The sequence below is a fragment of the Kitasatospora sp. NPDC088779 genome (genome assembly GCF_040685395.1).
Classification (GTDB): Bacteria; Actinomycetota; Actinomycetes; order Streptomycetales; family Streptomycetaceae; genus Kitasatospora.
This window is the reverse complement of record NZ_JBFBHW010000008.1, coordinates 205,973-224,264: the sequence shown is the minus strand read 5'-3', so window position 1 is coordinate 224,264 and position 18,292 is coordinate 205,973. Positions and strand designations below refer to the sequence as shown.

At 72.7% G+C, this 18,292-nt stretch carries 18 protein-coding genes; 7 read left to right on the top strand and 11 right to left on the bottom strand.

Annotated features, from left to right (window positions below; all coding sequences use genetic code 11):
• Positions 1–27: 27 nt before the first annotated feature.
• Positions 28–600, bottom strand: coding sequence for an RICIN domain-containing protein (locus tag AB0P03_RS10395; RefSeq protein WP_363628408.1), 573 nt, complete (start codon positions 598–600; stop codon positions 28–30).
• A gap of 203 nt (positions 601–803) precedes the next feature.
• Here AB0P03_RS10395 and AB0P03_RS10390 point away from each other — a divergent pair, with 203 nt between their 5' ends.
• Entirely contained in the window at positions 804–1,160 is a 357-nt protein-coding gene (locus AB0P03_RS10390) for a hypothetical protein (RefSeq protein ID WP_363581876.1), read from the top strand.
• Between the two features lie 7 nt (positions 1,161–1,167).
• On the opposite strand, the gene AB0P03_RS10385 is transcribed toward AB0P03_RS10390, so the two are convergent.
• A complete protein-coding gene (locus AB0P03_RS10385; RefSeq protein ID WP_363581874.1) occupies positions 1,168–1,926 on the bottom strand; it encodes a helix-turn-helix domain-containing protein in 759 nt (252 codons plus the stop codon).
• A 293-nt stretch (positions 1,927–2,219) separates the two neighbouring features.
• On the opposite strand from AB0P03_RS10385, the gene AB0P03_RS10380 reads away from it, so the two are divergent.
• Together AB0P03_RS10380 and AB0P03_RS10375 are read left to right on the top strand one after the other, a co-directional pair.
• The gene (locus tag AB0P03_RS10380) at positions 2,220–3,023 is read left to right on the top strand and encodes an alpha/beta hydrolase (RefSeq protein ID WP_363581872.1); all 804 of its coding nucleotides are present in this window, start codon (positions 2,220–2,222) and stop codon (positions 3,021–3,023) included.
• Positions 3,024–3,337: 314 nt separating this feature from the next.
• Positions 3,338–4,078: a class I SAM-dependent methyltransferase gene (locus tag AB0P03_RS10375; RefSeq protein WP_363628406.1), complete on the top strand. Its 741-nt coding sequence runs from the start codon at positions 3,338–3,340 to the stop codon at positions 4,076–4,078.
• Between the two features lie 51 nt (positions 4,079–4,129).
• On the opposite strand, the gene AB0P03_RS10370 is transcribed toward AB0P03_RS10375, so the two are convergent.
• Entirely contained in the window at positions 4,130–5,233 is a 1,104-nt protein-coding gene (locus AB0P03_RS10370; RefSeq protein ID WP_363628404.1) for a hypothetical protein, read from the bottom strand.
• 149 nt (positions 5,234–5,382) lie between these two features.
• The gene (locus tag AB0P03_RS10365; protein ID WP_363628403.1) at positions 5,383–6,360 is read right to left on the bottom strand and encodes a helix-turn-helix transcriptional regulator; all 978 of its coding nucleotides are present in this window, start codon (positions 6,358–6,360) and stop codon (positions 5,383–5,385) included.
• Between the two features lie 198 nt (positions 6,361–6,558).
• Between AB0P03_RS10365 and AB0P03_RS10360 the strand changes: the two genes are divergently transcribed.
• The 3 genes from AB0P03_RS10360 to AB0P03_RS10350 all read left to right on the top strand — a co-directional run bounded on the left by AB0P03_RS10360 (position 6,559) and on the right by AB0P03_RS10350 (position 10,791).
• Positions 6,559–6,939 (top strand): nuclear transport factor 2 family protein, encoded by a 381-nt coding sequence (locus tag AB0P03_RS10360; protein WP_363581864.1) that lies wholly within the window; start codon positions 6,559–6,561, stop codon positions 6,937–6,939.
• Positions 6,940–7,135: 196 nt separating this feature from the next.
• Positions 7,136–9,007 (top strand): ABC transporter ATP-binding protein, encoded by a 1,872-nt coding sequence (locus tag AB0P03_RS10355; RefSeq protein WP_363628402.1) that lies wholly within the window; start codon positions 7,136–7,138, stop codon positions 9,005–9,007.
• Positions 9,004–10,791, top strand: a complete 1,788-nt coding sequence (locus tag AB0P03_RS10350; protein ID WP_363628401.1) for an ABC transporter ATP-binding protein — start codon at positions 9,004–9,006, stop codon at positions 10,789–10,791. The genes AB0P03_RS10355 and AB0P03_RS10350 overlap by 4 nt, the downstream gene beginning before the upstream one ends.
• Positions 10,792–10,828: 37 nt before the next feature.
• On the opposite strand, the gene AB0P03_RS10345 is transcribed toward AB0P03_RS10350, so the two are convergent.
• Positions 10,829–11,242: a cupin gene (locus tag AB0P03_RS10345; protein WP_363581858.1), complete on the bottom strand. Its 414-nt coding sequence runs from the start codon at positions 11,240–11,242 to the stop codon at positions 10,829–10,831.
• Between the two features lie 92 nt (positions 11,243–11,334).
• On the opposite strand from AB0P03_RS10345, the gene AB0P03_RS10340 reads away from it, so the two are divergent.
• Positions 11,335–11,997, top strand: a complete 663-nt coding sequence (locus tag AB0P03_RS10340) for a TetR/AcrR family transcriptional regulator (RefSeq protein ID WP_363624706.1) — start codon at positions 11,335–11,337, stop codon at positions 11,995–11,997.
• A gap of 28 nt (positions 11,998–12,025) precedes the next feature.
• Here AB0P03_RS10340 and AB0P03_RS10335 read toward each other — a convergent pair whose 3' ends face one another.
• The 6 genes from AB0P03_RS10335 to AB0P03_RS10310 all read right to left on the bottom strand — a co-directional run bounded on the left by AB0P03_RS10335 (position 12,026) and on the right by AB0P03_RS10310 (position 18,280).
• Positions 12,026–13,213 (bottom strand): SPFH domain-containing protein, encoded by a 1,188-nt coding sequence (locus tag AB0P03_RS10335; RefSeq protein ID WP_363581854.1) that lies wholly within the window; start codon positions 13,211–13,213, stop codon positions 12,026–12,028.
• Between the two features lie 37 nt (positions 13,214–13,250).
• The gene (locus AB0P03_RS10330) at positions 13,251–13,487 is read right to left on the bottom strand and encodes a hypothetical protein (RefSeq protein ID WP_350880803.1); all 237 of its coding nucleotides are present in this window, start codon (positions 13,485–13,487) and stop codon (positions 13,251–13,253) included.
• A 249-nt stretch (positions 13,488–13,736) separates the two neighbouring features.
• Complete coding sequence (locus AB0P03_RS10325) at positions 13,737–14,417, bottom strand: hypothetical protein (protein WP_208869047.1); 681 nt, start codon at positions 14,415–14,417, stop codon at positions 13,737–13,739.
• Between the two features lie 180 nt (positions 14,418–14,597).
• Positions 14,598–15,230 (bottom strand): LysE family transporter, encoded by a 633-nt coding sequence (locus AB0P03_RS10320; protein ID WP_363628400.1) that lies wholly within the window; start codon positions 15,228–15,230, stop codon positions 14,598–14,600.
• A gap of 180 nt (positions 15,231–15,410) precedes the next feature.
• Positions 15,411–16,709, bottom strand: coding sequence for a coproporphyrinogen-III oxidase family protein (locus AB0P03_RS10315; protein WP_363624702.1), 1,299 nt, complete (start codon positions 16,707–16,709; stop codon positions 15,411–15,413).
• Between the two features lie 65 nt (positions 16,710–16,774).
• Entirely contained in the window at positions 16,775–18,280 is a 1,506-nt protein-coding gene (locus tag AB0P03_RS10310; RefSeq protein ID WP_363581848.1) for a radical SAM protein, read from the bottom strand.
• Positions 18,281–18,292: the final 12 nt, after the last annotated feature.

The window sequence follows — 18,292 nt, the reverse complement described above, 5'->3', positions numbered from 1 at the left end:
GCCGGTCCCCGGACAGGGCCCAGATGTCTAGATGTTGGGGTTGATCGGACGGTCGCTGTCGGAGTGGTGCCAGTCGAACTCCTGGGTCTGCCCCATGCTCGCGTTCCGCCCCAGCGTCCAGAGTCCGTAGGAGTTCCGCGGGCCCTGGTTGCCGACGTAGGTCAGGCAGGCACCGACGGCGTTGCACACGCCGCGGTCGGTGCCGAACGTCCAACGCTGCTTCGGGTCGCCCCCGTTGCACCCCACCGCCGTGGCGCCCGGGCTGTCGGACGGGCCGCTCGGGACGTGGCCCGACAGACAGCGGCCGTCGTTGGTGCTGTGGATGAGGCCGTCCTCCGAGACGAACCAGAACTGGTTCCAGGAGCCGTCGCACGGCCGCAGGACGACCGGCCGGCCGTCGCCGTTGGTCTGCCGGTACTCGTCCATGCAGTAGTAGGTGCCGTTGGGGCCGCCGTTGGCCGGGCGGGCGAGCGCGGCGAGGTAACCGTAGGCGTAGGGCTGCGGATTGGCGGGGTCGGCCTGCGCGGCGGCGACGGGCAACGAGACGCTCAGGCCGATCGCGAGTGCCAGGGCTGAGACGATCTTTCGGGCGGACTTCATGAGGTCCGACACCTCCCTCTCTGACGTCGTGTCACTGCGGAATGCGGCCATCCTGGCAGCGGAGTTGAGGGCCTGGGCAGCTTTCCGAACGATCCCGAACAAACGGGAGTGTATGGATTTCGCCATTTGATTCACCTCAGTTGACAGGAACCCCCGGCGCGAAGAGGCTGTTCACGCAGGCCCGGCGGGGGGAGGACAGAGCGTTGACCTGGTCACCTATGCGCACCACGGCGGCCCCGTGCTCCTGCCGGGCCGCCGAGGTCAACTCCGCTGCGACGCTAGCCCGTTCGCACTCCTTGGACGCGCTCGCCGAGTCCCTCACCCTGCTCAGGCAGGAGGCCGGCAGCCCCTCCTACTCGACCATCGTCCGGCGGATCAGCTCCGTCCGGGCAGCCCGCGGCGTCCCGGCCGGGGAACGCACACCCGGGCGGATCACCGTCTACGACTGCTTCCGCAGCGGACGCCAACGCCTGGACGTCGAACTGCTCTCCGACATCGTCCAGGCCCTCGGCGCGGACCCGGGCCCCTGGCGCCGCGCCTACCGCGCCGCCTCCCGGTGACCGCCGGCTATCCGTGGTCCGGACGCGGAGCGGCCGGTCCGGACGGGGTCGCCTCGGGCTTCGCGTGGAGGATCTCGCGGGCCTGCTCCGCCGCGCGGACGATGCTCTCGGAGACGAAGTCGACGAAACGGGCGATGTTCTCCAGGCGGGTGGCGGCCGGGGTCTGCGGGCCGAGGACGCCGACGCCCTGCCGCGCGACCTCGACGAGGTGGGCGGTGGCGCGGGCGCTGGCCATCATCGACTGGTACCAGACGTCGTCGTCGACGACGTAGCGCTCGCGGCGGCGCTCGTCGCGCTCCCGGCGGACGAGGCCCTGGCCGTCGAGGAACGCGATCGCCTTGGAGATCGACGGCGGGCTGACCTGGAGGTGCCGGGCGAGTTCGGACGCGGTGAGGCTGCCGCTGTCGGTGAGGGTGAGGCAGGCCAGCACCCGGGCCGTCATCTTGGGCATGCCGGAGGCCATCAGGACGGTGGTGTACGTCTCCTGGTACTCGCGCACGGCCTCGGCATCGCGCCCGTGGGCCTGCGGGGGCGCCTCCGGCCCCCGGGGCGCGGCCGGCCTGCGCCGCTGGGCGCGGCGGCGTTCGGTGGCCCGGTGGGCCAGGTCGGCACGGTAGGCGGTGGGGCCGCCGTTGCGCATCACCTCGCGCGTGACCGTCGAGGTGGGGCGGTCGAGACGCCTGGCGATCTCCGCGTAGGCGAGGCCGTCGGCCATCCCCAGCGCGATCTGCTGGCGTTCCTGCTGAGTGAGCCTGCCTCCCGGCACCGCGATTCTCCCTTCACGCTTCCCCGAATGCCCTCACCATAGCGTTCACTCCCATTCCAGTGCAACGAACACAGTGGCTGACGTTGCGTTAAATTCAAGGCCACTGCAACGATAATCGCGTCTTCACCTGCACCAATGCTGATTACGAGCAACGAACTGGTTGCCGCCATCCGTGAAGGCAACGTAGCGTTTCCATCATCAGAAACAACGAACCGCAGCAGAGCGGCCCTCGGCAACCCGCCACCCCCGCACCCGCACCCGCACCCGCACCCGCACCCGGAAGAAGGCACACCATGACCATCGAGCAGCCCGCCTGGACCGGCATGGTCTCCGTCGACGACACCGCCCTGGCCGTGACCGACACCGGCGGGCCCGGCCGTCCCGTGGTCTACCTCAACGGCTCCTACGCCGACCAGTCGCACTGGCGGCGCGTCATCGCCGACCTCGGCGACGACTACCGGCACATCACCTTCGACGAGCGCGCCCGTGGCAAGTCGAAGCGCTCGGCGGACTACTCGTTCGAAGCGTGCCTGCGCGACGTCGACGCCGTCCTCGCCGCGAGGGGCGTGGACCGGCCGATCCTGGTGGGCTGGTCCTACGGCGCGATGCTCGCGGTGCACTGGGCCGCCCGGCACCCGGACCGCGTCCTCGGGGCGGTGTCCGTGGACGGCGCGTTCCCGCACGAGTGGCTCGACGACGCCACCCGGGAGCAGGTCCGCAAGCTGTTCCGCCGGCTGAGCCCGCTGTTCCCGATCGCCCGCCGACTCGGCATGGCCGCGCGGATGAGCGCCGAGCAGCACGCCGAGATCAACCTCGAAATCAACGAGCTCTGCGCGCCCGCCGCCCTCGACCCGGTCTTCGACCGGGTGACCGCACCGGTCCGGTACGTGGTCGCCTCGGGCGGCAACCTGGGCGGCGAGGCGAAGCTGATGGAACAGATCCGCACCAACCTCGACCCGGTGCTCGCCCGCAACCCGAACATCCGGGTCAGCACGAAGGTCGCGAGCAACCACTCCAAGATCCTGCGCAAGGACTTCCACGCCATCGCCGACACGGTCCGCGACCTCGCCGCCACCCCCGCGAGCGTGACCGGCTGAGCCTCGCACCGACCCTGCGGGGTCACCGCCCCTGCGGGGTCACCGCGACGCGCTCGCACGGCGGGGCGGCCGTTCGGGCGAACTTCGCTCGGAATTACCGCATTCGGGTGACTCGCGGCCGGCCTCGCCCGCCGGGGTCGTTAGCGTGACTGACCGTCATCGGCCGTCCGGTCGGGCGGAGCTGCGCGCAGCTCGGGGGTTCAGGGAAAGCCGGGGGCGCAGGCCTTCGCGGATTCCCTATGCGCCTCCACGCGCCGCTCGCCGTCCGGGGCCGATCCCGACACCGTGCTCCACCAGCTGGGAGGTTCTCCGCCATGCCCGTGTCGAGTCGGTACCTGAACGCCTGGGAGGGCTTCTGGCGCGACGCACCGGCGGAGGCCGGCGCGGTGATCTGGGACGCGGAGCCGGCGCTCACCGCGAGCGTGCACCTCGCGCTGTTCGACCCCTACCTCGCCGACCCGGCGCTGCCCGTCGTCGACGTCGGCTGCGGCAACGGCACCCAGACCCGCTTCCTCGCCGAGCGCTTCGGCCGCGTCCTCGGGGTCGACCTGTCCACCGCCGCCGTGGGGCTCGCCCGCACCCAGCATCCGGACGGGCGGGCCGAGTTCACCCAGCTCGATGCCACCGACGGGCCGGGCGTCCGGGAGCTGCACGCCCGGCTCGGCGATGCCAACGTGTATGTGCGCGGCCTGATCCACCAGTCCGAGCCGGCCGACCGCCAGCCGGTCGCCGACGCCATCGCCACCCTGGTCGGGGGTCGCGGCCGGGCGTTCGTCGTCGAGCTGTCCTCGTCGGCGAAGGCCGTCCTGGCCGGCCTCGCCCAGAGCCCGCAGGGCCCTCCCCCGAAGCTGCGCCCCGTCTTCGAGCACGGCCTCGCCCCCGCCGAGGTCGTCGACTCGGCCTTCGGCGAGCTGTTCCGCACCGCCGGGCTCACCGTCCTCGCCTCCGGCGAACTGCCCTTGTTCCTCACCGAGTTCGCGCCCGACGGCAGCCGGATCGACCTTCCGTCCCACTGGCTGGTGGTGGGCGTGGACGGCGCCGCACCCCAAAGGTGACCTGGTCGGGGCGGTCGGTGGAGTTCCACCGACCGCCCCCACCAGGCGGTGTCAACCGGCGATCCAGGCGCTTTCGGCCGCCTTGTACAGCGGCTTCGTGATCGCGGAGGTGAACTGCGGGCCGACCAGGTGCCGGGTGCAGGAGGTGTCGCCGAAGTCGCAGACCCGGCCCGAGGAGTCGAAGGACGGGCCCTGGGTGTTGTCGCCCACCACGGTGCCGATCCCCGAGGACGGGTCGAAGTCGGCGATCCGGGGGCCGCCGCTGGAACCGCCGCCCATCACGCAGGGGGCGCCCCACTCACCCGGGGGCACCGGGTGGCCAGGGAAGCCGGGGTGCTCGCGGGTCTGCCCCGCGCAGTAGGCGAGCCGGGCCCCGGTGTATTCGGGCAGGCCCTGGCGCGCGGGATCGCCCGACGCCGCACGCGGGTAGCCGAACTGGTGGACCTTCGCGCTGCCCGGCCGGTCGAAGCCGATGCGCTGCGCGGCGCCGACGGCGTCCTGGACCCGCTTGCCCTCGGCGTTGCCGTTCAGGACCAGGAACGCCTGGTCGTAGGCGGAGTACTTGCCGTCCTGCTGGTCGTTGAGGAGCCAGGTGGCGTGGACGACCCCGGTGCGGGCGACGAACGTGCCGTACGGGGCGGTGCCGTCGTGGTAGCCGGGGACGAACATCGAGTTCGTCAGCCACTCGTTGTTCTCACCGAGCAGGTCGGTGTTGTTGACGCAGTGCGCCGCCGTGACGACGGTGCTGCGGTTGGCGCTGTCGACGACGGTCGCGGTGCAGCTCCCGTCCTCGCCGTGGTCGGTGAAGAAGAGCCGGCCCACCGTCTTGCTCAGGGTGGCGGAGCCGGTCCACGGAGCCCCGTCGGGGCCGCTCTTGGGCGGGTTGCCGGAGGACGGCTGGGTCAGGGCGGCCATCCGCTCCGGGGTCCAGTAGTCCAGGACGGCCTGCTGCTGCGCGGGCGTGACCGCCTCCGGGTGGACGGCCACCTGGCTGGTGGCGGCCCCGTCCTGCGGCGCGGCCCCTGCGGGCGCCGCCAGCGCGAGGCCGGCGGCCACCACGAGGGCGGTCAGGAGGACTCGGCCGCGCGCTCGGCCGCGGGCCCGGTCGTGGTTCCGGTTGTGCTGACTGCTGGTCTGGCCATAGGTAGGTGGCATGCGTCGCACGGTAGGAGCGGGATGTCAGGTTCCTGTCGAGGAGGCGTTTCATCCGTCCATCGGTCACGTCAGGTTCCCGTGTGGAGCGCGTCTCATCCGTGTATCGGTCATGAGGATCGCAGGCCCCGTCACCGCTGGGCGGGGTGGAATCATCGCTGGGCCCGGCGGAAGTCGCCCGGGGTGCGGCCGGTCTCGCGGGCGAAGAACTTGCCGAAGTTGGTGGCCTCGGTGAAACCGAGCGCGCGACCGATCGCGGCCACGGGCAGGTCGGTGTGGGCGAGCAGCCGCTGTGCCTGTAGGGCGACGCGGGCGTCGGCGAGTTGCTTGGCGCTGCGGCCGGTGGCGGCCAGGCAGGCGCGGGTCAGGGTGCGCGGGGAGTAGCCGAGCCGCGCGGCGTAGTCCTCGACGGAGCGGGTGGCGGCGAAGGAGCGTTCCAGTTCGCGGCGGAAGGCGGGGTAGACCCCGGCACCGGGCGGGGAGAGGGCGGGGCGTCCGGCCGGGTCCGGGAGGCGCGCCATGCGGATGAGCAGCGCGCCGAGGAGCTGGCACAGCAGCACTCCGGTCAGCTCGGCATCGACATCAGCACCGGCATCGGCATCGGCATCGGCATCGGCATCGGCATCGGCATCGGCATCGACGGGCGCTGTCGGGCCGGGGGCCTGCCCGTCCCGCAGCCTCCGGTACTCCGTGTCCAGTTCCGTCACGGCGCGGTCGAAGGCGTCGAGCTCGGCCGGCGGCAGGAGCCGTGCGACGGGGCCGAACCCGTCGAGCATCTGCTGCGTCGCGGGCAGCGGCGGCGGGAAGTCGGCGGTGAACAGCAGCAGGACGGCGTCAAGGTCCGCGGGGTGGCCGTTCGCGTCCGAGGGCAGGCGCTGCACCTGGCCGGGCCGCAGGTGCAGCAGTGTGCCGCGGGTGCACGGGTAGGTGACGAAATCGACCATGGCGGTGCCCTCGCCGCCGCGCACCAGGATGAGCTGGTGGAAGTCCAGGCGGCTCGGCCGGCGGGCGACCGCGCTCTTCAGGCGCGGTTTCAGCGCGTCGAAGGTCAGCACCTCAATGCCGGTCCGCAAGCGGTCGGGGTTGTCGTAGGCGATGTCGACGACGTCGCGCTGTCCACTTTCGACCATGTCGAGTCCCGACTCTACCTCGCCCGAGGGGTGGCTGCGGCGGCATCGTGGAGTCACGGGCGAACGGCGGGCACCGCAGCGAACACCGCAGCGGGCGCCGCACCGGGCGCCACGCCCGGCAGCACAGCGAGCACCGCACCGGGCGCCGCGCCGAAGGGCCGTCACCACCACCCGTTCCCGACCTGAGGACCTCTCACCATGCTCCCTGTCATCACCGACCCCACGCAGCTGCCGACCGTGTTCCAGGACGCGCTGAACGCCGGAGACGTCGACGACGTGCTGGCCCTGTTCGCCGAAGGTGCCGCCATGCGCACGGTGGCCGGCGAGCTCCTCACCGGCGTCGAAGCACTGCGTGCGGAGATCGGCGGAACCGTCGCCGCCCGCGGCAGGCTGACGAACGTCCCGCGGCACAAGGTCATCGGCGCGGACACGGCCCTCCTGGTCACCGACTGGACCCTGGAGATCGACGGCCCCGACGGCGAGCGGATCGCCCCCACCGGCACCACCGCCAACATCGCCCGCCGCGACGCCGACGGCGGCTGGCGCTTCACCGTCCTCAACCCGCGCGGCATCGCCTGAGCCCTGCCGCCCCGCAACCTGGCGGCCCCCGGCCGCCGGCTGCGCGCGGGGGGGGGGGGGGGGCGGCAGGCCCGCCGCCCCCCGACCTGTGGGTGCGTCAGTTCCGTGGTGGGGCGGTCTGCCAGACTCCGGGAATGAGACATCAGCGAATCCTGGACCAGTTCGCGGCTCGGGGGCCCGTCCGAGGGCAGGCGGGATGACCGGCGCCGGACCGGACCTGCCCGCGGGTGCGCGCCGGGTCCCCTACCGCGATCCCGGGGTGCCGGACCACCGGAGTCCGCTGCGCTTCCTCTGGTGGCTGGTGCGCAGGCAGCGCGGCCGCGTACTGCTCGGCGCGACCTGGGGCAGCCTGTGGATGTGCGCCCTGATGCTGCCGCCCTACCTGATGTCCAGGACGATCGACGAGGGCCTCCGGGCCCGCGACAGCGGCGCGCTGGTCTTCTGGGTGTCGGCCGTCCTCGCGGTCGGCGCGCTCATCGCCGTCCTCGGGATCCTGCGGCACCGCACCATGACCTTCATCCGGGTGGACGCCGCGTACCGCACCGTCCAGGTCATCGCCCGGCACGTCAACCGGCTGGGGACGACGCTGCCGCGCCAGGTGTCGGCCGGCGAGCTGACCCACCTCCAGGCCGGCGACATCGGCCGGATCGCGCAGACACTGACCATCACCGGGCCCGGCGTCGGCGCGGTCATCGCCTACCTCGCCACCGCCGTCCTGCTGGTCCGGATCTCCGTCCTGCTCGCGGCGGTGATCCTCCTCGGGGTGCCGCTGCTGGCCCTCACCGTCGGCCCGTTGCTGGGGAAGCTGCACGGCGCCGAGGGAAGCTACCGCGAGCAGCAGGGGGCGCTGACGGCCCTGGCCGGCGACCTGGTCGCCGGGCTGGGCGTGCTGAACGGCATCGGCGGCAAGCCGATGTTCGCCCGGCGCTACCGGGAGCGCTCGCAGGCCCTCGTGCCGCTCGGCTACCGGGTGGCCTCGTTCACCAGTTGGGTGCAGGCGCTCGGCGCCTGCCTGCCGGTGGTCTTCCTGGCCGTGGTGACCTGGCTCAGCGCCCGGATGGCGGCCGCCGGTTCGATCACGGTCGGTGAACTCGTCTCCGTCTACGGCTACGTGGCGGCCCTGCTGGTGCCCGTCTCCGCCTTCATCGAGGGCGCGGACGACCTGCCGCGCGGGCTGGTCTCCGCCCGCCGGGTCACCGACATCCTGGCGCTGCGGCCGGATTCGACGCGCAGCCGGACACTGACGGACCCGCCGGAAGCGCCGGCGGTGCTGAGCGACCCCGACTCCGGCCTGCTGCTGCGGCCCGGGCGGCTCACCGCGCTGGCCGCCGCCCGGCCCGAGGAGGCCCGGGCCGTCGTCGAGCGACTGGCCGGCTACACCGACTCGGACGCCACCTGGGGCGACACCAGGCTGTCCGACTGGGTACCCGCCGAGCTGCGGCGCCACGTCCTGGTGTCGGACGACGACGCGTACCTGTTCGGCGGCACGCTCCGTTCCGCGGTGTCGATCCGCGGCGACCGCATCGAGGAGGAACTGCGGCGCGCCCTGCACGCCGCCGCGGCCGAGGACATCGTCGACGCCCTGCCGGGCGGCCTGGACGCGCCGCTCGACGACCGCGCCGGCAACGTCTCGGGCGGGCAGCGCCAACGGCTGCGGCTGGCCCGCGCGCTGCTGGCCGATCCCGAGATACTGCTGCTGGTCGAGCCCACCTCGGCGCTGGACGCGCTCACCGAGGCGGCTGTGGCGGCCCGGATCGGCGCCGTACGCGGCGGCCGGACCACCCTGGTCGTCAGCACCTCCCCCCTGGTACTCGGCCGCGCCGACGAGGTGGTCCACCTGGTGGACGGCAAGGTCCGGGCCACCGGCACCCACGGCGAGCTGCTGGCCCGCGACCCCGGCTACGCGGCGCTGGTGTTCCGCGGCAGCACCGGCGCCCGCCCGGCGGGCGCCGCGACCGACGACCGCCCGCGGACCATCCCGGCAGGCGCCGACCGCCCCGCGAGCGTCACGACCGACGACCACCCGCGGAGCGTCGCCGCGGACACCGAGGAAGGACTGGCCCGATGAGCGACCCCGACGGCCCCGACGGCCCCGACGACCGCCACGCCCCCCACCGCCTCCCGGTCGCCGACACCACGACGGTGCGCCGGGCCAGTTGGCGCCTGCTGGCGGACGACGGCCGGGCGATGGGCGCGATCGTCGCCCTCACCTGCCTCGCCGCCCTCGCGGGCGTCGCCGGGCCGTGGCTGCTGGGCCGCATCGTCACCCGGGTCGAGAACGGCGAGCTGACGGTCGGCCAGGTGGACGGCTTCGCCGCGGCGGTCCTGGGGTTCGCCCTCGCCCAGCTGGTGCTCACCCGCTACGCCCGCCACCTCTCCCACCGGTTCGGCGAACGCGCCCTGGCCCGGCTCCGCGAGGAGGTCGTCGAGCGGACGCTCGCGCTGCCCGGGCGGTACGCGGAACGGGTCGGCGCCGGCGACCTGGTGACCCGCTCCTCGCTGGACGTGGGCACCGTGGCCGCCACCCTGCGCAACGCGGCCCCGGACGTCTTCATCGCCGTCGTCCAGGTGCTGGTCATCCTCACCGCGACGTTCCTGCTCGACCCGCTGATCGGGCTCTGCGCCCTGGTGGGCCTGCCGATCGTCTGGGCGGTGAGCCGCTGGTACCTGTCCCGGGCCCGGGAGGCCTACCTCGCCGAGGGGGCCGCGGCGGGCGGGGTCACCGAGGTCCTCGACTCCACCGCCCACGGCGCCCGGACCATCGAGGCGTACGGGGTCGGGGCGCGCCAGGACGGCGTGGTCGACCGGGCCGTCGACACCGCCTACCGGGCCCGGGTGCGCACCCTGTTCCTGCGGACCGTGCTGTTCCCGGTCACCGAGTTCGCGCACGCGCTGCCGACGGCCCTCATCCTGCTGGTGGGCGGCCTCGGCTACCTCCACGGCTCGGTGACGCTGGGCGCGGTGGTGGCGGGCGGCCTCTACATGTGGCAGCTCGTCGACCCGCTGGACCGGGCGCTCAACTGGGTCGAGCAACTGCAGAGCAGCGGTGCGTCGTTCGCCCGCATCAAGGGCGTCGGCCTGGTGTCGCAGGAGCCGCCGGCCACCGGCCCGCGCCCCGCCGACGACCGGATCGAGGCCATCGGCGTGCGGTACTCCTACACCGGCTCGCACGACGTGCTGACGGACGTCGACCTGGTGGTCCGGCCGGGCGAGCGGCTGGCCGTGGTCGGCCCGTCCGGCGCCGGCAAGTCGACCCTCGGCAAGCTGCTCGCCGGCGTCGACGCCCCGGACGCGGGGCGGATCCTGGTCGGCGGCGTGCCGGTCGCGGACCTCGCCGCGGCGGGCGAGCTGGGCAACCGCGTCGTCCTCATCACCCAGCAGCACCACGTCTTCATGGGGACGCTCCGGGAGAACATGACGCTGGCCGCCCCGGACGCCGAGGACGCGGCGGTCCTGGCCGCGCTCGCCCTGGTGGAGGCGGACTGGGTGCGCGACCTCCCGGACGGGCTGGACTCGCTCCTGGGCACCGGCGGGACCGAACTCGGCGCCGCGCAGGCCCAGCAGCTCACCCTAGCCCGGGTCCAGCTGGCCGATCCGCACACCCTGATCCTGGACGAGGCGACCTCCCTGCTCGACCCGACCACGGCCCGGCAGGCGGAGCGGGCGATGGCGGCCGTGCGCTCCGACCGCACGGTCATCTCCATCGCCCACCGGCTCCAGACCGCGCACGACGCGGACCGGGTCGCCGTCATGGAGGCGGGCCGCATCGTCGAGCTGGGCACCCACGACGAGCTGGTCGCCGCCGGCGGGCGGTACGCGGCGCTCTGGCGGTCGTGGAGCGGGGAGTCCTGACCGGCCCGGCGGCGGTGCCACCGGGCCGCGCCCGCGGTCAGGGGGTGTCGGTGCGCTTTTCGAGCCGGGTGCCGTGGCGCAGGGTGAGCGACATCAGGTCGCTGGGGCCGTCGAGTTCGAGGCGGTGCCAGCGGCCCCGGGGGACGACCACGGCGCTGCCGGCGGGCAGCGGCACCATCTCGTCGGCGCCTCCCCCCGCGCCGCGCCCGTCCCCGTCCGCGGGGCGGAGGTGGAGCCGCGCGCCGCCGGTGAGGCAGCACACCGCCTCGTCGGCCTCCGGGTGCATCTCCCAGTGGTCGGCGTGGACGTCGGCGTCGGTCTCCACGTGGAAGGCGCCGAGGTGCCAGGTGCCCGGCGCGCCGCCGGCCATCTGCCGCCCGGCGGCTCGGACTTCGCCGTCGGGGTGGAAGTGCAGGGCCGAGGCGAACAGGTCGACGACGGTGGGCGTCATGGTGGCGTTCCTTCCGGTCAGCAATTTCTATACGCGTAAGAAAACTAACCCCGCACGACCGCCGCTGTCGACCCCTGGGGAATGATGGACCCATGCCGACCGCACCGCGCAGGACCTCGGGCCGACCGCCCCGCATCTCCCGTGAGCAGGTCGTCGAGGCGGCCCGCCGGATCGTGACCGAGGAGGGCGTGGACCGGCTGACCATGCGCCGCCTCGCCTCCGAGGTCGGCAGTACGCCGATGGCGCTCTACCACCACGTGCGCGACAAGGAGGAACTGCTCGTCCTGCTGCTGGACGACTACGCGGCGCGGACACTGCGCCGGCCCGAGCTGCCCGCCGACCCGCGCGACCGCGTCGTCGGGTCCGCCGCCGCGATCCACGAGGCGCTGGCCGGCTGCCCCTGGATCGTCGAGGTGCTGACCGCCGACGACCTGATGTCCGCGTCCGCGCTGTGGTTCGTCGAGCAGATCGTCGACGGCCTCACCGCGTGCGGCCTCACACCGGAACGCGCCGTACAGGGGTACCGCACGATCTGGTACTACACCGCCGGCGAGCTGGTGGTCCGGGCGGCGGCGGCCCGGCGGCGCGCGGACGACGAGCGCGCCACCTACCGGGAGCAGGTGTTCGGCGGCCTCGACCCGGACGAACTCCCCCGCCTCGCACAGGTCGCGGACCGCTGGGCCGCGCTGACCACCGACGACACCTACCTGGACGGCCTGCGGGCCCTGGTGGACGGCCTCGTCGCCGCCCGTTGACGCCCCGGCCCGCAGGCCCCGGCGCGCCTCAGGTCCGTTCCGGGAAGCGGGGCTTGGACTTGCCGTCGCCGAACGGGCCGGTCGAGTGCTGGAGCGAGTGCAGGATGGCGAGGCCCTGGCTGACGATGCCCGCCGCCATCTGGTTGACCCCGTCGCTGCCGTTGAGGACGGTGAGCTCCGCTCCCGACATGCCACGGGCCGCCGCGTCGGCGAGGGCCGGCAGGTTCTCCACGATCCGGTTGGCCGCGATGAGCTCCTGGTTGCCGCCGCGCAGGGAGTCGGCCCGGGCGGTGTTGGCGTCCGCCTGCGCCTGGGCGAGCGCCCGCTCGCTGTAGGCGCTGCCGTCCGCCTCGAACTTCACCCGGTCACGGGCGGCCTCGGCCAGCGTCCGCTGCCGGTAGGCCTCGGCGTCCGCCGGGCGCCGCACCTCGGCCTCCAGTTGCTGGGCGGCCAGCGCGGCCCGGCGTTGGGCGAGCGAGGTCTGCTCCTCGATGACGTCCTGGGAGGCCCGGGCCTCGGCGAGCGGCCCGGCCTGGGCGGCCCGGGCCCTGGACTGCTCGGTCTCGGCGAGGAACCCGGCCCGTTTGATCGCGGTGTTCCGCTCGTACTCGGCCTTCAGCGCGGCCGCCTGCTGCTCCCGCTCGGTGGCCTCCTGGTCCGCCTTGGCCTGGGCGATCCGGGCCTGGCTGGCGACCGCCGCCGCGTGCGGCGCGGCCAGGTTGTCGATGTACCCGGTCGAGTCCTCGATCTCCTGGATCTGCAGCGCGTCGACCACGATGCCGAGCTTCTCCATCTCGCCGTGGCTGCCCGCCATCACCTCCTGGGCGACCCGGCTGCGCTCCCGGATGATCTGCTCGACGGTCAGCCCGCCGATGATCGAGCGCAGGTGGCCGGCGAAGATCCGGCCGACGAGCTCCTCCATCTGGTCCTGTTCCGAGAGGAAGCGGCGGGCCGCGTTGGCGATCGACACGGCGTCGTCGCCGACCTTGAACACGCAGACCGCGCGCACGGTGAGCCGGATCCCCTGCTGGGTCACGCAGTCCTCGGCGATCTCCGCCTCCCGCAGGGCCAGGGAGAGCATGCGGACCTTCTGCTTGACCGGCAGGACGAGGCTGCCGTGCCCGGTGACGATGCGGAACTGGGTGTCCTGCGCCTGGTGCTTGGACCCGGAGATGAGCATCGCCTCGTTGGGTGCGGGAACGTGCCAGAAGAACATGACCGACCACCTGACCAGCTGGGATCCGAAACCGCGGTTAGGGCGGCAGCAGCTCGACGATCACCGAGCGGGCCGAGATCGCGTCCACCACGACCACCCGGACGTCCCGGCCGACCGGCTCCGAGCACCAGGCCGCGAACACCTCCGAACCACCCCGGAGGGCGACCAGGACCTCGCCCGGGCCGCCCGCCGGAATGGGCACCGTCACCTTGCCGACGGCTCCGACCGGGCTCTGCCGGGAGTCGTCGACCGCGGGCATGCTCTCTCGCGCCACCGGCGCCTCCGGTCCCCGCGTCGCACCACGTCGCACCACGTCCGCCGCACCTGCACCGTGGACGGTCACCGGCCACCACCGCCTCCGAAAGGCCCGGGCCGCCGGGCTCGCCACGGGTCGAGGACACCTGCGGCAACCGCCGACGGCGGCGGTGCCTCGACCCCTTCCACGGTACTCCGGCAGCCGGTCCGCCACCGGCCGACGCCGGAGCGGGCCGGACCGCCGCCGGAGCGGACGGACCGGCGCCGGTCAGGGCACGGCCAGGGCGACCGCGAAGCCGTGGTCCGGAATGTCGAGGAAGCGCCGGTTGAACCGGACGAAGGGCTCGATGAGCAGGTCCACGAAGACCAGGAAGGCCACCGTGCCGATGCCCACCGGGCCTCCCAGCAGCCAGCCGCAGAGCAGCAGCACCCCTTCGATCAGCCCCTTCGCGCACCAGAACGGCCAGGTCCAGCGGTGCCGGATGGTGATCGCCAGCAAGTCGATGGCCCGGATGCCGAAGCCGCTCATGATGATCAGCGCCGAGGCGTAGGCGCACAGCAGCGCGCCGAGCAGCATCAGCGGGTAGCTGCTCAGCCCCAACCAGGCGGCAGGCCGCAGCCATTGGAAGAGGTCGATCAGGCTGCCGCACAGGAAGAAGGTCACGAAGGGCGAGACCACCGGGCGCTTGCGGTTCCACGCCGCCCACGCGCCGATGCACACCACCGCGACGGCCGCCTGGCACAGGCCGATGGTGAGCGGCAGGTGCTTGAGCACGCCCAGCGAGAAGACGTCGAGCGGGTCGGTGCCCAGATCGGACTGGATGAAGAAGTGGGCGCCCGTCGAGAAGACCACGCAGCCGGCCAGGTACACCAGCGCCCTGGGAAGTAACTCCCCCAGCCGCCAAGGTTTTCCGTTCGGATCGACGCCAGGGGGACGGTGGGACGCCATCGGTTCCTCCAGGGGGACGGGCGTCCGGCCCGCTGCCGTCCCCGAGGCGCGGAGGCGGGCGGCGGCGCGGACACCGGGCTGTTCGGAAGCCGGGGCCCGCCGCCGAACTCCCGCCAAACGGCTGGGAGTTCGGCGAAGGGCCTCGGTCAGCCGCCGCCCGACGCCGTCACCGCGGCCGGTTCAGGCGAGCGACTGGTAGGCCAGGAAGCCGCCGAAGAGGATGACCCCGATCCCGGCGACCAGGTCGACGCCCTTCAGCAGCCGGGCGCTGAAGCGCCGGCGGAACACCACCACGCCCGTGCTCAGCAGGGTGAACCACAGGAGCGTGCCGCAGCCGACGCCGACCAGCATGGACACCGAGGCGGGCAGCGTCCCGGTGACGTTCGCCGCCGTGGCCGCGGCGAAGGCGGCGGCCCAGTAGCCGATCGTCGCCGGGTTGGAGGCGGTGGCCGCCAGCGCCGTGCGGAACGCCGCCAGCGGGCGGACCAGTTCGGGGTTCCGCTCGTCCTCGGTGGCCGCCTGGACCCGGAAGGCGGAGCGCAGCGAGCGCGCGCCGATGTACACCAGCACGGCGGCCCCGGCCAGCCCCAGGGCCGTGCGCAGCGCGGGGACGTCCAGCAGCCTGCCGACCCCGGCGAGGCCCAGGCCGGCGTAGGCGATGTCCACCAGGGCCGCGCCCAGGCCGATCGCCCAGCCGGTCGGGAAGCCGTCGCGCAGGACGCTGCGCACGCACAGCAGGCCGATGGGGCCGAGGGGCAGGGCGACCAGGAAGCCGAGGCTGAGCCCGGCGAACCACGCGGGGAGGATGTTCACCGCGGTCCCCCGCAGGTCACCGCGATCATTCCGGTCCGGTGGAAGTCCGGGCGGAAGTCCCCACGGGAGTCCCCGCGAAAGCCCCGGTGGAAGTCCCGGCTCAAGGCCCGGCGGAAGGCCTGGTGCGAGCACGTGCGCGACAATTCGCTCTGCCCCTCGTCACAACACCCGCCGATCAGGTCACTCGACGAGCTCCGATATGCCGAACCGTACCTCATCCCCTTCGGCGGGACTGAGATCTTCCGGCGCGTAGAACAGCTCGTACACATTGGTCGACAACAACTGACCGAGCCTGGTCAGCGCATACACGTCCGTGCCCCGTTCCTCCAGCCATCCCTTGTCGACGAGCTGCTCGATCTCCGCCCCGAAGACGGCCTCCATGGTGACGCCGAACCGGTCGTGGAAGTCCGGCCGGTTGACCTCGCACATCTTGAGGCCGCGGATCATGACGCGGCGCATTTCCTGTTCCTTGGTGAGGTACGTGGCGAAATCCAGCGGGATTTGACCACTTCCAACCATCTCGTAGTACTTCTTGAGCGGCTTGACGTTGACGAACAGCCGGTCGTGGATCACGCTCTTCGACGAGACGCCGAATCCGATCATCGGCCAGGTCCGCCAGTAGTACTCCAGGAAGCGCGAGTAGTCGGCGCAGCGGTCGGGGTGGTAGTACCCGGTCGAGCTGCGTCGGGCGAAGCCCGCCGCCTCCAGCGCGTCGATGGCGTACTCGTACATCCGGCGCTCGTCCTGCGCCGAGGGGAGCGCCATCTTCCCGGACGTGATGAGCGAGTGGAACGCCGTCTTGGGCCAGATCTCCAGGCCGTAGGCCGTGATGCAGGCCGGTTCGAGTTCGATGGCCCGGTCGACGCTGCGCTTCCAGTCGTCCACGGACTGGCCGGGCAGCGGGAAGATCAGGTCGATGTTGGTGTGCGTGAAGCCGCCGTCGACGACGGTGCGGAAGGCGCGCTCGGCGGTGGCGAGGTCGTGCGAGCGGTTGCAGATCTCCAGCAGCCGGTCGTCGAAGGCCTGGACCCCGACGCTGAGCCGGGTGAATCCGGCCTCCCGCATGCGCGCGATCTTGGCCTCGTCGACCGTCGAGGGGTCGAATTCCAGGCCGATCTCCGCGCCCTCGTTGAATTCGAACGATTCCCGGCAGGCGTCCAGCAGCCGGGCCGTCTGGTCGCCGGTGAGGATGCCCGGCGTACCGCCGCCGAAATACACCGCGTCGACCCGGAACGCGGGGAAGGCCCGATTGGCGGCGAAGGCGCGGATCTCGCGTTCGAGCACGTCGACGTACTGGGCGAAGTGCTGCTCGTTCCGGTTGATGTAGACGGTGTAGTCGCAGAATCCGCACTTGGTGATGCAGAACGGGACGTGCAGGTAGAGCACCGCGTTCTCGGGGCGGAAGTACTCGTCGTACTCGTGGTGCCGGTATTTGAACGGGTACGTGTGGATGTTCCGTCGGATGATCTTCTCGGCCATCTGCTGTCGCTCCTTCGTCGGGGCCGGCCTGGCGTGGTGGTGGACGGGTCCGGGGGCGGAGGCCGTCAGCAGAGGACCTGGAACGGACGGACGTCGGCGGACGCGTCGAGGTCCGGCCGGTCGTTGGGGACCACCGGGCGCCCGCACGAGACGAAGAGGTCGTCGTAGCGCGCCCGCGACCGCTCGCGGTAGTCGGCGGCGGAGCGGGCCAGCATCTTGACGACCTCCTCCGCGAGCATCAACTGGTACTGGCAGGACTCGGTGTTGAGGACGTTCACGTCGCCCGAGGCCACGTGGTTCTCCTGCCGGCAGCCCCCGCCGCACAGGTAGCGGGCCCAGCAGGACCCGCACACCCGGTGCTCGTCGACGGTGCGCCGCCACTCGGGGTGGTCCCGGGTGAGGCCCTCGGCCCCGGTGCCCACGTCGAAGCCCTGGTCGCCGACCAGGCGGTGGCAGGGGCTGACGCTGCCGTCCGGGGAGTGCGTGTAGTACGTCCGGCCGCCCGAGCAGAACGCCAGCGCCGCCGCGCCCTCGGTGACCATCTGCACGGCCCGCTCGTACTCCAGCACGCCCTTGAACCGGTTGTCGGGGGCGAACAGCTGCGGGTAGTGGACCAGGAAGTCCTTGAACTGCTCCACGATGCCGGGCTGGAGGAAGTGGTTGATGTACTGGATGCCCTTCGGTTCGGACAGCTTCCGGTCCCCCAGCGTGAGGGCGATCGGCACCGTCGTGCCCTGCTCCACCGGGTAGACGCCCGGATAGATCTGGAAGTAGTCGAAGAGGTCGAGCCCCCACAGGTCGAGCACGCTCTCGGTGAGGCTGGGCTGCGCCGTCGCGATGGTCATCCGGGCCACCAGGGTGACGTCGTCGCCGCACGCCTCGCGCAGCCGGAACAGGTTGCGGATGATCCGGTCGTAGGAGCCCTTCCCGTTCTTGGACGGGCGGTTGGCGTCCTGGACCTCGCGGCCGCCGTCGATCGAGACCGAGACGATGAACCGGTGGTCGCGGAACAGCTCCTCGACGCCCTGGGGCATCAGGGTGAGGTTGGTCGAGATCCGGTGGACGAACTCGGTGCCCGAGCGCCCGGCGAGGTCGCGGGCGCGTTCGCAGATCTTGCGGATCACCGTGAAGTTCGCCAGCGGCTCCCCGCCGAAGAACTCGAAGCGGACCCGCTGCCCGGGCGCGGCGTAACGGTGGATGAAGTCGAAGATCCAGGCGATCGAGTGCTCGCCCATCGCCTCGGTGATCCGGCCGTAGTCCCCGCCCTCGGCGAAGCAGTACGTGCAGGCGAGGTTGCACACGTTCGTCAGGTTGACGTTGACCGCGAAGTCGGCGCCGTCGGACAGCGCGCTCTCCCGGAGCCGGATGCGGTTGGCCTCCCGGCCGGTGGCGGCGCCGGCCTGCAACCGCTCCCACGCCCGCCGCTCGTCCAGCCGCAGGTGGTCGACGCCGGAGGCCAGCCGCTCGGCGGTGTCCGCCGGGGCGAGCAGCAGCCGGTGGCTCCCGGTGATGAGGACGGCCGACAGGTCGTCGCTGAACGGCAGGACGCGGTAGTCGGTCCCGTGCCGCATCGGACCCGCCTG

Coding starts and splice junctions, on each gene's coding strand:
- AB0P03_RS10395 (WP_363628408.1), bottom strand. CDS start 600: ATGAAGTCCGCCCGAAAGATCGTCTCAGCCCTGGCACTCGCGATCGGC.
- AB0P03_RS10380 (WP_363581872.1), top strand. CDS start 2,220: ATGACCATCGAGCAGCCCGCCTGGACCGGCATGGTCTCCGTCGACGAC.
- AB0P03_RS10375 (WP_363628406.1), top strand. CDS start 3,338: ATGCCCGTGTCGAGTCGGTACCTGAACGCCTGGGAGGGCTTCTGGCGC.
- AB0P03_RS10370 (WP_363628404.1), bottom strand. CDS start 5,233: ATGCCACCTACCTATGGCCAGACCAGCAGTCAGCACAACCGGAACCAC.
- AB0P03_RS10365 (WP_363628403.1), bottom strand. CDS start 6,360: ATGGTCGAAAGTGGACAGCGCGACGTCGTCGACATCGCCTACGACAAC.
- AB0P03_RS10360 (WP_363581864.1), top strand. CDS start 6,559: ATGCTCCCTGTCATCACCGACCCCACGCAGCTGCCGACCGTGTTCCAG.
- AB0P03_RS10355 (WP_363628402.1), top strand. CDS start 7,136: ATGACCGGCGCCGGACCGGACCTGCCCGCGGGTGCGCGCCGGGTCCCC.
- AB0P03_RS10350 (WP_363628401.1), top strand. CDS start 9,004: ATGAGCGACCCCGACGGCCCCGACGGCCCCGACGACCGCCACGCCCCC.
- AB0P03_RS10345 (WP_363581858.1), bottom strand. CDS start 11,242: ATGACGCCCACCGTCGTCGACCTGTTCGCCTCGGCCCTGCACTTCCAC.
- AB0P03_RS10340 (WP_363624706.1), top strand. CDS start 11,335: ATGCCGACCGCACCGCGCAGGACCTCGGGCCGACCGCCCCGCATCTCC.
- AB0P03_RS10335 (WP_363581854.1), bottom strand. CDS start 13,213: ATGTTCTTCTGGCACGTTCCCGCACCCAACGAGGCGATGCTCATCTCC.
- AB0P03_RS10325 (WP_208869047.1), bottom strand. CDS start 14,417: ATGGCGTCCCACCGTCCCCCTGGCGTCGATCCGAACGGAAAACCTTGG.
- AB0P03_RS10315 (WP_363624702.1), bottom strand. CDS start 16,709: ATGGCCGAGAAGATCATCCGACGGAACATCCACACGTACCCGTTCAAA.
- AB0P03_RS10310 (WP_363581848.1), bottom strand. CDS start 18,280: ATGCGGCACGGGACCGACTACCGCGTCCTGCCGTTCAGCGACGACCTG.